Here is a 14179-nt window from a genome sequence, read left to right as displayed (position 1 = left end):
AAATCCCCATAACCATCGCCTGTGGCCCGCGGGTTCCTTCCTCGGGGACTTTCGTACGCCTGCCGGCGCCCGAAACTCTTCACGATAGCGGAATGGCGGCTTTAACGTTTGAAGACCGATTGCGGACGTTCAGCCCGACGGGACCAAAGTCTGCTCCCAGGTCTAGCCGCTCCCCGTCTCAATGGCATCCCGGATCGCCCGGTGGATCTGCGTCGCCAGTCGCGGGTGGCGGGGCAGCCACAGGGTGGACATTTCAGCCCACATGGAAAATGATCATCTTGTCATGCACAACACTGCAGTGCTCTGATTTCGACGAGTAGCCTGAACGTAGAAGCGGATCAACCGGCCTCCGGGTCCAGCGAGCGGGGACGCAAATGGACACCCTAGAGAATGGGAAATTGCATCGCGACGCGGGCGGGCGAGCCCGTCGATCGGCCGACTGGCTTGCCCGCGCCGCCGTATCGGCGACATTCCTGCTCGGCATGGCTTTCAGCACTGCGTTTGCGCAGGACCAGCAACTACCCGTGGTGACGGCGGCCAAGCCGGTGGTCCGTGAAATCGTCGAAGACGACGAGTTCGTCGGGCGCTTCGAAGCCGTCGACCAGGTCGCCATCCGTTCGCGCGTCAGCGGCTATCTGGACAAGGTCAGCTTCCAGGACGGCGCACTGGTCAACAAGGGAGACCTGCTCTTCACCATCGACCAGCGTCCGTACCAGGCGGCTTATGATGCCGCCAAGTCGCAAGTGGACGTCGCCAAGAGTCTGCTCGAATTCTCCAAGATGCAGCTGGATCGCGCCGACGAACTCGCCAAGACCGGCAATATCTCAACCGCGACGCTCGACGACCGCCGGCGGGAATACCTTTCGGCGCAGGCGCAGATGCAGGGCGCGACAGCTGCGCTGACGACGGCTAGCCTGAACATGGAATTCACCGAGATCAAGGCGCCCTTGTCCGGCCGCATCGACCGCCGGCTGGTGTCGGTCGGCAACCTCGTGCAGCCGGATTCCACCTTGCTGACGACCATCGTTACGCGCGATCCGATTGATTTCTATTTCGACGTCGATGAGCGCCTGTATTTCAGCTACGCCCGCGACGCGAAGGAGCGCGGCGGCAGCATGCAGGAAGGCGCCGGCGGGCTCGAGGTAGTGGTTCGCGTCGCCGACCGCACGGAGGCGGTATTCAAAGGCAAGCTCGATTTTGCCGAGAACCGGATCGACAACGCGACCGGCACCATGCGGGTGCGTGCAAGGTTTCCCAACGCCGACGGCATTCTCCAGCCAGGCATGTTCGGGCGCATCAACGTGCCGGGGTCGCTGCCGCATAGCGGCGTGCTGGTGCCCGACGAGGCGATCGGCGCCGATCAGGATCGCCGCATCGTGTTCCTGGTGGATGAGGCCGGGATGGTGTCGGCGAAGCCCGTGCGCACCGGCCCGCTTCTTGACGGCTACCGGGTGATCCGCGGGGGCCTGACCGGCAACGAGACGATCATCGTCAACGGGCTGATGCACGCCAGGCCCGGCACCAAGGTGAAGGTCGAGATGGTGACGTTGCCGCCCAAGGCCGAGATCGCCGAGTTGCAGCAATGAGGTTCGCACATTTCTTCGTCGACCGTCCGATCTTCGCATCGGTCGTTTCGGTCGTCCTGCTGATCCTCGGCGGGATTGCTTATACCCAGCTGCCGGTCGCGCAATATCCCGAGATCGCGCCGCCGACCATCGTCGTTCGCGCGCAGTATCCGGGCGCCGACGCCGAGACGGTCGCAGCGACGGTGGCAACGCCGATCGAGCAGGAGATCAACGGCGTCGAGGGCATGCTCTACATGTCGTCCTATTCGTCGGGCGACGGGGCGATGGCGCTGACCATCACATTCAAGCTGGGCACCGATCTCGACCAGGCGCAGGTGCTGGTGCAGAACCGCGTGTCGGTCGCCGAGCCGCGCCTGCCCGAAGAAGTCCGACGCCTCGGCATCACCACCACCAAGAGCTCGCCCGACCTGATGATGGTCGTGCACATGCTGTCGCCCGACAATACCTACGACCAGCTCTACGTCTCGAACTACGCCCGCTCGCGGGTGCGCGACATACTGCTCAGACTCGACGGCGTCGGCGACCTCATCATCTTCGGCGAACGCGAATATTCGCTGCGCATTTGGCTCGATCCGGAAAAACTGTCCGCCCTGGGGATGACCTCGGGCGATGTGGTGCAGGCGCTGCGCGACCAGAACGTCCAGGTGTCGGGTGGCGCGATCGGCGCGCCGCCGACCAGCACCGGCACGGCGTTCCAGTACACGGTCACCACGCAAGGCCGCTTCAACGACGCACGCGACTTCCGATACGTGATCGTCAAATCGACCGACGACGGCCGCCTGATCTCGCTGCAGGACGTGGCGCGCATCGAGCTCGGCGCCAAGGATTACGTCACCAACTCCTATCTCAACGGCAAACCGGCGGTGGCGCTCGCCATCTTCCAGCGGCCGGGCACCAATGCGCTTGCCGCAGCCGCGGAAATCCAGGACAAGATGAAGGAGCTTTCCCGCGACTTCCCGAAGGGGTTGAGCTACGACATCGTCTACAATCCGACCGAGTTCGTCGCCGAGTCGATCCGGGAGGTCTACAAGACAATCCTAGAGGCGATGCTGCTGGTCATCATCGTCATCATCGTCTTCCTGCAATCGTGGCGCATGGCGATCGTGCCGATCGTGGCGATCCCCGTGTCGCTGATCGGCACGCTGGCGGTGCTTTACGCCGCCGGCTTCTCGCTCAACATGCTGACGCTGTTCGGCCTCGTTCTGGCGATCGGCATCGTCGTCGACGATGCGATCGTCGTGGTCGAGAACGTCGAGCGCAATATCGCCAGAGGGCTGGCGCCCAATCCGGCGTCGCACCTGACCATGGACGAAGTCGGAACCGCGGTCATCGCGATCTCGCTGGTGCTGATAGCCGTGTTCGTACCGACAGCCTTCATCCCCGGCATTTCTGGGCAGTTCTATCTGCAGTTTGCGATCACCATCGCGGTGTCGACGGCGATCTCGGCATTCAATTCGCTGACGCTTTCGCCGGCGCTGGCCGCACTGCTGTTCAAGCCGCACCACGCCGCGGCGGCGCCGCCGCGCTTTTTCCTGGCGCGGTTCGGACGGGCGCTCGCCGACGGCTTCAATCGCGGCTTCGACAGGGTCGCCCACTGGTATTCGAGCATCATCCGCGTGCTGATCGGCTCGTGGATAACGATCGCCGCCATGCTGGCCGTTTTCGCGGGCCTCATCTACGCCACGGTCTACATGGTGCAGGCGGTGCCGCGCGGTTTCATTCCGTCGCTTGACCAGGGCTATGCGATCGTCGTCGTCCAGTTGCCGGACGGCGCTTCGCTGTCGAGGACCGATGCGGTCATCCAGCAGGCGTCGCAGATCATCCAGAAAACGCCAGGCGTCGACTACGCAGTCGCCTTCGCCGGCTTCTCCGGCGCGACCTTCACCAACGCCAGCAATGCGGGCGTGATCTTCGCCAGGTTCAAGCCGTTTGACGAGCGACTGAAAGCCGACCAGTCGGCAACCCAGGTCATCGGCAATCTGTTCGGCAGCCTGCAAAGCATCAAGGAAGCCTTCATTATCGCACTGCCGCCGCCGCCGATCCGCGGCGTCGGCAATGCCGGCGGCTTCAAGCTGCAGATCCAGGAGCGCAACAGCGCCGACATGCGACAGGTCCTGGCGCTTGCCTACGAAATCGCCGGCAAGGCCAACAAGACGCCGGGGCTGACGGGCGTGTTCACCACCTTCTCCGCGTCGAGCCCGCAATTCTTCCTGGCGATCGATCGCGACAAGGCGCGCATCCTGAACGTGCCTATCCCCAACATCTTCGAGACGCTGTCGATCAATTTGGGCACCGCCTACGTCAACGACTTCAACGCTTTCGGGCGCGTCTACCAGGTGCGGGCGCAGGCCGACCAGGCGTTCCGCATAGATCGCGCCGACATCTTGAAACTGAAGGTGCGCTCGGCGACCGGCGCGCTGGTTCCGCTCGGCACGTTGGTCGAGATCCGCGACGCCACCGGCCCGGCGTTGGTCCAGCGCTACAACATGTACGTCTCGGTGCCGCTGCAGGGCAACGCCGCGCCCGGCGTTTCCACAGGCGACGCGCTGGCATTGATGGAAGGGATCACGGCAAAGACGCTGCCGGCCGGTACCTCCTATGAATGGACCGAGCTCGCCTACCAGGAGCGCAACACAGGCAATGCCGCTCTCTATATCTTCGGACTTTCGGTGCTCTTCGTGTTCCTGGCGCTGGCGGCGCAATATGAAAGCTTGGTGCTGCCGTTCGCCATTGTGCTGGTGGTGCCGCTCGGCGTGCTCGCGGCGTTGCTCGGCGTGTCGTTCCGAGGGCTGGACAACAACATCCTCGTGCAGATCGGCCTCATCGTGCTAATCGGGCTTGCCGCCAAGAACGCGATCCTGATCGTCGAATTCGCGCGGCAGGCGCAGGAACGCGGGCTGTCGGCCGCCGAAGCTGCCGTCGAAGCCTGCCGGCTCAGGCTGCGGCCGATCCTGATGACCGCCTTCTCGTTCATCCTCGGCGTCGTGCCGCTGATGATCGCAAAGGGCCCGGGCGCAGAAATGCGCCAGTCGCTCGGCACCGCGGTATTCTCCGGCATGCTCGGCGTCACCTTCGTCGGCCTGTTCCTGACGCCGGTGTTCTACGTCACGCTCAGGTCGTTGTTTTCGCGGCGCAAGCCCCGTGCCGAGGCCGAGCCTTCGGGGCCGGCAGGGGCGCCAGCGGAGACGGCCGCCGAGTAGGGTTACGAATTCGCCGCGTCGGGCGCGGCTTACCACTCCAGAAAATCGGCGCGGCGCGGCAACGGCCACGATCTGCGCGACTTCGGCGTCGAGGTACAGCGGAGACCCTTGCTCGGTCTGAGCCAGCAATCCAGCCCAACAGCCGCATCTAGTTCAGCGAGACGATGCCGGGCCGCGAGGCCAATGCGATCTTCTATCTGGTCGGCCAGGCGGGGCTTAAGGGCGCAACCGCGACCTCCGGAGTCCTCGCTTGCGATGTCTGTTTTCAGGAGGCGGAGAAGCTGATCTCTGCGGCCGAGATTGAGGCGCAGAGCAGATGGTCGGCTTTCAAACCCGGAGCGACAAGAGCAGACCTTTGTTCGGCGCAAGTGTCGTCCTGACGTGACGCGACGCGGTCTTCCGTTGCGGGCGCTACTGGCTGGAGCTGCGTTAGTCGGTCGGAGGCCAATGGCATTTTCAATGAAACGCTAATATACATGGAAACCCCAACGAGCAGCGCCTGCCAGATGCTTGAGGAATGCCATGCGAAGGCTCATCTTCACGGCGATGTGTATCGCCGCCGCTACAGCCGCTAACGCCCATGATTGGTACGAAGATAAGATTGACCCGCAGACCAAATTCAAGTGCTGCGGCGGTTCAGATTGCCGCGCCATACCTCGGTCTTCGGTGCGGTCCAGGGTAGACGGTGGTTACACTTATTTGCCGCATAATTTCACCATCCCACGGGACCGTGTACAGGAATCCCCCGACGGGCAATACCATATCTGCGAAAATAAATATGCTGTAACCAATCAGCTGTATTGGCGTTGCTTCTTCGCACCTCGTGTAGATGTATCTATACTTCTAAATCATTAACCGCGCGCCGCTTCCGCAACTTACATAAGCAAAGTGCCAGTCCATTAATTCTGTTGAACTTTCTTCAAAATTGCCGAAGCTCAAGCTCGCGACTACCCCAGGGATTTCATTGGATACGTCGCGGCTATCGAGAGCCTGCGCGCCCTGGGCGTAACTCCATGGGGCGCTGCCGCGGGTGACTTCTGGGCGCGCTCCGCAATTCGGTGACAGTCCAGATTTTATCGTGTCGGCGCGGCCGTGGTTGTGTAGATTGGCTACGTGGCCCGCCTTGCACGCATTGTCGTCCCAAGTCCACTCGCCACGTGACGCAAACGCAGTAACGGCTGGCGATTTCGACCACGATGGACAGGCAAGCGACAGGGGATAACTGGCGCGGGATCATCAGCACGGTTCATGCGGGAGCGGCATTCGCCGGATGCGGCAGCTGCGGCTGAAGTCTCGAATTTGACGCATCAGCACTTGCAAATCGTCGGCCGAGGTCTTTTGCTCGCGCGATAGTTGCCCTTGACCGTCGAATGGTTGGCGAACAGATGAACAAGATCGATCGACGGCGGCCAGAGTCAGAAACGGACGCCACCGTAAATGCCGCGAGACTTGGAACTCGGCTGCGTCTCGCCCGCCAGACACGCGGCATGACGCTGAAGACGTTGGCCACGGCTGCGAATTGCTCGGAAAGCCTGCTGTCCAAGATCGAGAACGGTAAGGCTTCGCCGTCCCTGCCCATGCTTCACCGTCTGGTCGAGGTTCTCGACACCAACATCGGCTGGATGTTCGAGCAAGTCGACGACGACGAGGCGATCGTATTCCGGGCGGGCGCAAGGCCTTTGATTGCGCTCGACGCGCTACGGCGCGGCGAAGGAATTTCGCTCGAACGCATCATTCCATATTCGCCTGGCCACCTCTTACAATGCAACATCCATCACATCGAGGCGGAGGGCTCGAGCGAAGGTCCGATCCAGCATTCCGGCGAGGAAGTCGGCTATGTGCTCGCCGGGCGGATCGAACTGATCGTCGATGGCAAGAGCCATGCTCTCGCCACGGGCGATGCCTTCGTGTTCAGGTCGGAGCTGCCGCATCATTACCGCAACATCGGCGAGGAACGCGCCAGCATTTTCTGGGTCAATACGCCGGCGACTTTCTGAGCAACGCTCGGCGTTCATTTGGATTGACAAATATTCAAGTCTCTTGAATGCTTGCTTCGTGCCTGTAGCACCAACGGGACCGGCCTAGGTCTGGTCCGCAAGCAAGGGGAACCGAAATGCGTCTGTTCAAACTTCTCGCCGGCTGTGCCGCCGCCGTTGCCATGGGCTCGGCAGCCATGGGCTCGGCGCTTGCCGATACGTTCGCTCTCGTCAACATCAACCAGCAGGCCCTGTTCTTCAACCAGATCAACGAGGGCGCGCAAAAGGCAGCCGACGCCGCCGGCGCCAAGCTGGTCATCTTCAACGCGAATAATGTGCCGAGCGCGCAGAACGACGCGATCGAGAACTACATCACGCAGAAAGTCGACGGCATCATTCTAGTCGCCATCGACGTCAACGGCGTCAAGCCTGCGATCACCGCAGCCAAGGCGGCCGGCATTCCCGTCATAGCCATCGACGCGCAGATCCCCGACGGCGACAATATTTCGTTCATCGGCGTCGACAACACCAAGGCCGGCGAGGACATCGGCAAATTCTACGCCGACTATGTGAAGACCGAGATGGGGGGCAAGGCCAAGATCGGTATCGTCGGCGCACTCAATTCATTCATCCAGAACCAGCGGCTCGACGGCTTCAAGAAGGCGGTGACCGAAAGCGGCCAGGCCGTCACCTTCCTCGACACGGTCGACGGCCAGAACGTTCAGGAGACCGCGTTGAGCGCTTCGGAAAACCTGATGACTGCCAATCCGGACATGAACTCGCTCTATGCAACCGGCGAACCAGCCTTGCTCGGCGCAGTTTCGGCCGTGACCAGCCAGGGCCGCACTGGCGACGTCAAGGTGTTCGGCTGGGATCTGACCAAGCAGGCCGTTCAGGGCATCGACGACGGCTGGGTGGTCGCGGTCGTGCAGCAGGATCCGGCAGGCGAAGGCAAGGCTGCGGTCGAAGCGCTGGGCAAGCTCAAGAAGGGCGAGAAAATCGATCCGATCATCAACATCCCGGTGACGATCGTGACCAAGAAGAATGTCGACCAATACCGCGCGATGTTCAAGTAAACTGCGTTGGCGACCGGGCCGCGGCGCCGTCTGAGGCTGCGCCGCGGATGACTGCAATCGCGTGGAATCCCAGATGAGCAGTGGCCAGACCTATCGGGTGCGGATGAGCGGCATCTCAAAGCGCTACAACGCCATCCAGACGCTCGATGACGTATCGCTGACGCTGAAGCCGGGCGAGGTGCTGGGGCTGGTCGGCGACAATGGCGCCGGCAAATCGACATTGAGCAAGGTGCTGTCGGGAGCCGTAGTTCCCGACGCCGGCACCATCGAGATCGACGGCAAGCCGGTGATCTTCAGCTCGCCGGCGGACGCGCGTGCGGCGCGCGTCGAGATGGTCTACCAGGACCTGTCGCTGTGCGACACGGTCGACGTCGCCGGCAATCTGTTTCTCGGCCGCGAGCCGCGTCGCCGCATCGCAGGTATTTCCTTTCTCGACAAGAAGCGCATGCATGAAGAGACGCGCCAGATGCTCGATCGGCTCGGTATCGTCATTGCCGACACGCGACTCAAGGTCGAAAACCTCTCCGGCGGGCAGCGCCAGTCGATCGCGATCGGCCGTGCCGCCTCGTTCGAGCCGGCCGTGCTGATCATGGACGAGCCGACGGCAGCGCTTGCCGTGGCCGAAGTCGAGGCGGTGCTCGAACTGATCCGTGCGGTCAGTGCGCGCGGTGTCAGCGTCATTTTGATCACCCATAGGCTGCAGGATCTGTTCCTCGTCTGCGACCGCATCCAGGTCATGTACGAAGGGCGCAGCGTAGCCGAGCGGCTGATCGGCGAGACCAACATCGAGGACGTGGTCAATCTGATCGTCGGCCGCAAGTTCAATGCGCGTTCCGCCACCAACGGCTACCGCGGTGGAGCGCCGGCATGAGCGACGCGATCCACGCCGCCCAGCCCTCACGTGTACGCAAGGGCACCTGGCGCGATGCGCTCCTCGCCAATGGCAGTGTCGTCTCGATCGCGCTGTTCTTTCTGGTCGTCTCCATCATCTTCTCGGTTGCGACCGACGCGTTTCTGACATCGCCCAATCTGTTGAACATCCTGCGGCAGTCGGCGCCGCTGCTGATCGTTGCCGCGGCAATGACTTTCGTCATCACCACCGGCGGCATCGATCTTTCGGTCGGCTCCGTGCTGGCGCTGGTGGCGACGCTGTCGGCGACACTTTTGCAGTTTGGCCTGCCGTGGCCAGTCGTTATCCTCGTCATGCTCGCGCTCGGTGCCCTGCTTGGCGCGGTGCAGGGCTATTTCGTCGCCTATGAGGGCATCCCGTCCTTCATTGTCACGCTTGCCGGGCTTTCGGTGATCCGGGGCGTGGCGCTGCTGATCACAGGCGGCTATTCCATCCCCATCGAGCCCGGAAGCGCTTTCACCGTGCTGGGCCGCGCCTGGTTTCTTGGCGTGCCGGTGCCGGCGCTGATCGCGCTGGCGATCCTGGCCATCGCCTATCTCGCCTTCAACGAGACGCCGTTCGGCCGCTATGTCACCGGCATCGGCGCCAACGCCGAGGCGGTGCGGCGTGCCGGCGTCAACACGCGGCAGACGACGCTCTTCGTCTATGTGATTTCCGCCACCGCGGCGGCCCTTGCCGGCATCATCATTGCTGCCCGGCTTGGATCGGGATCTTCAAATGCCGGACAGGGTTTCGAGCTGGAAGTCATCGCCGCCGTCGTGCTCGGCGGCACCAGCCTGTTCGGCGGCCGTGGAACGATCATCGGCACGGTGCTCGGCGCGCTGACCGTGGCCGTCATCGGCAACGGCCTGATCCTGGCGCATCTGTCGCCCTTCCTGACGCCGATCGTCACCGGAACGATCATCCTGATCGCCATCTGGCTCAACTTCCGCCTGTTCCGCGGCGCCGTGCGGAGCCGTTGAGCCGATGAGTGGTCTGTTCGATGACGCAGCGCCCAGGCAGCGGTTGCCAATTGGGGTCGAAACCGGCCAAGTGATGACCGTGCTCGGCCAGGTTCCGGTCGAGGAGATGGGGATAACGCTGATGCACGAGCACATATTGCTCGACGGCGCGCGCAGCTGGAAATGCCCCTGCCATCCCGATGACATGGCGATCGCCGAGCAGCCGGTGAACATCGAGATCATCGGCGAATTGCGCATGAACCCTTACGTCAACCGAGACAATGTCTCGCTCGACGACGCCGACCTGGCGCTGTCGGAACTGCAGCGCTATCGCGCGCTGGGCGGCCACACCGTCGTCGACGCCACCAACATCGGCATCGGCCGTGACCCCGAAAAGCTCGCCCGCATTAGCCGCATGTCCGGCCTCAAGATCGTCATGGGCACCGGGTTCTATCTCGAGCATACCCATCCCGAATGGCTGAAGGCCATGGATGTCGACGCCGTGACCGAGTTCATCGTCAACGATGTCGGCAGCGGCGAGACGCAGCCGCCGATCATGGCCGGGCTGATCGGCGAGGTCGGCGTCAGCAAGGATTTCACCGCCGAGGAACGCAAGTCGCTGCGAGCTTCGGCGCGCGCTTCGCGCATCACCGGCGTGCCGCTGTCGATCCATCTGCCTGGCTGGGAGCGGCTGGCGCACGACGTGCTCGATACCGTCGAGGCCGAGGGCGCCGATCTCCGCCACACCGTGCTCTGCCACATGAACCCGAGCCACGACGATCCCGCTTACCAGAAAAGCCTCGCCCGGCGCGGCGCGTTCCTCGAATACGACATGATCGGCATGGACTATTATTATGCCGACCAGGACGCGCAATCGCCCTCCGACGAGGAGAACGCACGCGCCATCGCCGCCCTTGTCGAGGCCGGCTTCGGCGACCGCCTGCTATTGTCGCAGGATGTGTTCCTCAAGATCATGCTGACGCGCTTCGGCGGCTTCGGCTATGGCTATATCCTGAAGCATTTCATACCGCGCCTGAAACGGCATGGCGTCGAACAGGCGGCCATCGACCGCATGCTGATCGCCAATCCGAAGAGCGTGTTCGCGCGGCTCCAAGCGGCCTAGACTTACGACGGAGTTCAAATGTCCAAGAAGAAGATCCTGCTTGCCGGCGAATCCTGGGTGTCGACCGCGACCCACATCAAGGGTTTCGACCAGTTCCCGACTGTCACCTATCACACCGGCGCCGACGAATTGCTGGGCGCGCTCAAGGCGACCGATTTCGACGTCACCTTCATGCCGGCGCATGAGGCGCAGCGCGGCTTTCCTCAGACGATGGAGGCGCTGTCGGCCTATGACGCGGTCGTGCTCTCCGACATTGGCGCCAACACGCTGCTGCTGCATCCCGACACCTGGGTCCACTCCAAGCCGACGCCGAACCGCCTGCGCCTGCTCCGCGATTACGTCAGCGACGGCGGCGGTCTGTTGATGTTCGGCGGCTATTACAGCTTCCAGGGCATCAATGGCGGCGCGCGCTACCGCAAGACGCCAATCGAGGACGTGCTGCCGGTGAACTGCCTGGCCTACGACGACCGCGTCGAGGTTCCCGAAGGCTTTGCCCCGGTGCCGAAACCAGGGTCGAGCCATCCTATCCTCAGGGGCCTCGGTTCGGACTGGCCGATCCTGCTAGGCTTCAACGAGGTGACACTGAAGGACGATGCGGAAGTTCTGGCCAGCGTATCGTCGGATTATGGTTCGCTGCCGCTGCTTGTCACCGGCCATTACGGCAAGGGCCGCACCGTGGCCTGGACATCCGATGTCGGGCCGCATTGGCTGCCGCCGCAATTCATCGCCTGGCCAGGCTACAAGACCCTGTTCGAACAGATGCTGGGCTGGGCGACCGGCGAGAGCTGAGCCATGCATGTCCATGTCGTCGGCAATGCCTGCATCGATACCATGTTTCGCGTCGGCCGCCTTCCTGCCGCGGGCGAGACTTTGAATGCCGTGAGCTATGCCGACGGGCTCGGCGGCAAGGGTGCCAACCAAGCGGTCGCAGCAGCGCGGACTGGTGCAGAGGTGACGTTCTGGACGGCGCTCGGCAAGGACCGCGAAGGCACATGGATCAGGAGCCGCCTCGACAGCGAACTGTCAGACCTCGAGGTCAGCGAATTCGAGCTGCCGAGCGACCGCTCGACCATCGTCGTCGATCGAGGCGGCGAGAATTTCATCGTCAGCGGCGTTGCCTGCAGCGAAGCGTTCGATCCGGTGGCGCAAACAGCACTTGTCCGCTGGATCGCTCCCGGCGACATCCTCGTCTGCCAGGGAAATTTGCGTGCCGCCGCGACCGATGCCTGCCTCAGAGCAGCAAAGGAAAACGGCGCACGCACCGTTCTCAACGCCAGCCCGATCGATGCGGCATCCGTTCCCGATCTTGGCCTGGCGGAGTTTTTGGTTGTCAACCAATCCGAGGCGAAAACCCTGACCGGCCGGGATGACATGACAGCAGCCGCCGACGCGCTGGTAGCCAAAGGTGCAGGCACCGTCATCATCACGCTCGGCGCCGCAGGCTGTCTCGTGCTTGGCCCGGGCCAGGAAGAGCCGCTTCGTTTGCCGGCCCCGCAGGTCGAGGCGCTCGACACCAGCGGCGCCGGCGATGTGTTCTGCGGCTGTCTCGCCGGCGGGCTTGCGCGGGGCATGTTGGTCACCTCGGCGCTGGAGCTTGCGCTGGCGGCCGCCGCAATCGCCGTGACACGGCCGGGCACGCTGGCATCCTGTCCTTCCGCCTCCGAGATGGCGGTGCTCATCGATCAAATGGAGCTCTCATGACCCAGATCGGCCAATCCGGCGGCGACGCACTCTTGCACCTTTTCGGCCGCACCAAGGTAGTGATCGGCGTCGTTCACCTGGCGCCCCTGCCCGGCGCGCCGCGCTATGACGGCGAGGCCGTGGAGGTGATCTACCAGCGCGGGCTCGATGACGCCAAAGCCTATCTCGACGGCGGCTGCGACGGCGTCATCGTCGAGAACCATGGCGACATCCCTTTCGCCAAGCCTGACGATATCGGGCCGGAGACGGCGGCCTATATGGCGGTCGTTTCCGACCGCATCCGCCGCGAGCTCGGCAGGCCGGTCGGCATCAATGTGCTGGCCAATGCCGCGATCCCGGCCTTGGCGATCGCCAGCGCTGCCGGCGCCGGTTTCGTCCGCGTCAATCAATGGGCGAACGCCTATGTCGCCAATGAGGGTTTTGTCGAGGGCGAGTCGGGCCGCGCGGCGCGCTACCGCGCCAGGCTGCGCGCCAACGGCATCCGCATCTTCGCCGATGCCCATGTCAAACACGGCGCACATGCCATCGTCGCCGACCGTCCGGTGGAGGAACTGGTCAAGGACCTGGTCTTCTTCGATGCCGATGCCATCATCGCCACCGGCCAGCGCACCGGCCACGCCGCGGATTTGGGCTACATAAGCATGATCAAGCAGGCCGCCGGCCTGCCGACGCTGGTCGGAAGCGGCGTGACGCCGGACAATGCCAACGATATCCTCGCCATTGTCGACGGGGTCATCATCGCCAGCGCGCTGAAGCACGACGGCGTCTGGTGGAACCAGGTCGACTCTGCTCGCGTAAAGGCGTTCATGGGTGGTCTGAAGCGATAGCTGACTTCAACCGCCTAGCCCACCGCTCGGGCCACCTCGGTCAGAGACGACGGACAGGCCCAGGATACTGCGCGACCAGATCGTCGACGGTCAGCAATCTGATGCCTTCCACAATCGATTGAGCAATCAGGATCCGGTCGAAGGGGTCCTTGTGGATGGGTGGAAGCCCCTCCACCGCAACGGCATGCTCGCCGGTCATTGGCAGCTCATGATAACCATTGTCTATCAGGCCCATAAAACTTAGTCTAATATGCTCGATCTTCGAGTGTCTATCTCTCCGCCGATAGGATGGGATCCAATTGCCCATTCCCTCGACCAAAAGCCGTGGCCGATCTTCGCGCTGGGCGCAGGCCAATGGCGCAGTCGAGGCGATTGAAATGGGCAATGCCTGAAAACTGGGGCGTCGAGGGCTACGCTCTCGGCGCCCCGTATCGGCATCACCGCCGTCCTTCACAGGCAAGGCTCCGCGATGACCCACCGTCCGCACCTGCACGTGATCGTGCCGGGCGGCGTCGCCCGGCTCGATCGATGATAGTCGAGCGGCTACTAGGCCGGCAATGCGCCGGATCTCTTGGCCGTCCAGGTGGCGATATAGTCCATCAGGCCAGGATTGAGGCAATCATAAGGTTCGAGCCCGATCGACTTCAGCTGTGACCGGATACCATCCATGCGGCTCGGATCGACACCGGACTCGATGATCGACGAGACAAAGGCGGTGAAGCCCGGAGGCGACCAGCCATCCTCCTGGAAGCGTTCCGGATGGATGAAGGACAGCCCCTTGAAAGCGTGGTCGCGCTCGACCGGGCCGTGCATGTGGACGCCGCAGCCGGTGCAGGCAT

General features: G+C 63.1%; 10 protein-coding genes and 3 pseudogenes. 11 read left to right on the top strand and 2 right to left on the bottom strand.

The window, feature by feature from the left end; genetic code table 11:
* Positions 1-482 precede the first annotated feature (482 nt).
* The 10 genes from NKJ17_RS32690 to NKJ17_RS32645 all read left to right on the top strand — a co-directional run bounded on the left by NKJ17_RS32690 (position 483) and on the right by NKJ17_RS32645 (position 13340).
* Complete coding sequence (locus NKJ17_RS32690) at positions 483-1586, top strand: efflux RND transporter periplasmic adaptor subunit (protein WP_352509067.1); 1104 nt, start codon at positions 483-485, stop codon at positions 1584-1586.
* Positions 1583-4786, top strand: a complete 3204-nt coding sequence (locus NKJ17_RS32685) for an efflux RND transporter permease subunit (RefSeq protein ID WP_352509044.1) — start codon at positions 1583-1585, stop codon at positions 4784-4786. Before NKJ17_RS32690 ends, NKJ17_RS32685 begins: the two co-directional genes overlap by 4 nt.
* Positions 4787-6171: 1385 nt before the next feature.
* Positions 6172-6783 (top strand): cupin domain-containing protein, encoded by a 612-nt coding sequence (locus NKJ17_RS32680; protein WP_352691819.1) that lies wholly within the window; start codon positions 6172-6174, stop codon positions 6781-6783.
* A gap of 116 nt (positions 6784-6899) precedes the next feature.
* Entirely contained in the window at positions 6900-7838 is a 939-nt protein-coding gene (locus NKJ17_RS32675; RefSeq protein ID WP_254819828.1) for an ABC transporter substrate-binding protein, read from the top strand.
* Between the two features lie 73 nt (positions 7839-7911).
* The gene (locus NKJ17_RS32670) at positions 7912-8709 is read left to right on the top strand and encodes an ATP-binding cassette domain-containing protein (protein WP_352509043.1); all 798 of its coding nucleotides are present in this window, start codon (positions 7912-7914) and stop codon (positions 8707-8709) included.
* On the top strand, positions 8706-9710 hold the full coding sequence (locus NKJ17_RS32665) for an ABC transporter permease (RefSeq protein WP_352509042.1): 1005 nt from the start codon (positions 8706-8708) through the stop codon (positions 9708-9710). Before NKJ17_RS32670 ends, NKJ17_RS32665 begins: the two co-directional genes overlap by 4 nt.
* 4 nt (positions 9711-9714) lie before the next feature.
* The gene (locus NKJ17_RS32660; protein ID WP_352509041.1) at positions 9715-10812 is read left to right on the top strand and encodes a phosphotriesterase family protein; all 1098 of its coding nucleotides are present in this window, start codon (positions 9715-9717) and stop codon (positions 10810-10812) included.
* A gap of 18 nt (positions 10813-10830) precedes the next feature.
* The gene (locus NKJ17_RS32655; protein ID WP_352691818.1) at positions 10831-11601 is read left to right on the top strand and encodes a glutamine amidotransferase; all 771 of its coding nucleotides are present in this window, start codon (positions 10831-10833) and stop codon (positions 11599-11601) included.
* Positions 11602-11604: 3 nt separating this feature from the next.
* Positions 11605-12513, top strand: a complete 909-nt coding sequence (locus NKJ17_RS32650; protein ID WP_352509039.1) for a ribokinase — start codon at positions 11605-11607, stop codon at positions 12511-12513.
* On the top strand, positions 12510-13340 hold the full coding sequence (locus NKJ17_RS32645; protein WP_352509038.1) for a BtpA/SgcQ family protein: 831 nt from the start codon (positions 12510-12512) through the stop codon (positions 13338-13340). The genes NKJ17_RS32650 and NKJ17_RS32645 overlap by 4 nt, the downstream gene beginning before the upstream one ends.
* Positions 13341-13380: 40 nt before the next feature.
* Here the strand turns inward: NKJ17_RS32645 and NKJ17_RS32640 are convergent.
* Positions 13381-13587: pseudogene (locus tag NKJ17_RS32640) on the bottom strand (type II toxin-antitoxin system VapC family toxin); the annotation flags it as partial.
* A 180-nt stretch (positions 13588-13767) separates the two neighbouring features.
* On the opposite strand from NKJ17_RS32640, the pseudogene NKJ17_RS32635 reads away from it, so the two are divergent.
* Positions 13768-13851 (top strand): annotated as a pseudogene (locus NKJ17_RS32635) (transposase); the annotation flags it as partial.
* Between the two features lie 35 nt (positions 13852-13886).
* On the opposite strand, the pseudogene NKJ17_RS32630 reads toward NKJ17_RS32635, so the two are convergent.
* Positions 13887-14179 (bottom strand): annotated as a pseudogene (locus NKJ17_RS32630) (S-(hydroxymethyl)glutathione synthase); the annotation flags it as partial.

This window comes from Mesorhizobium sp. M0208 (assembly GCF_040322015.1).
Taxonomy (GTDB): Bacteria; Pseudomonadota; Alphaproteobacteria; order Rhizobiales; family Rhizobiaceae; genus Mesorhizobium.
The sequence above is the reverse complement of the archived record's forward strand: the minus strand, read 5'-3'. Positions and strand labels throughout refer to the sequence as shown.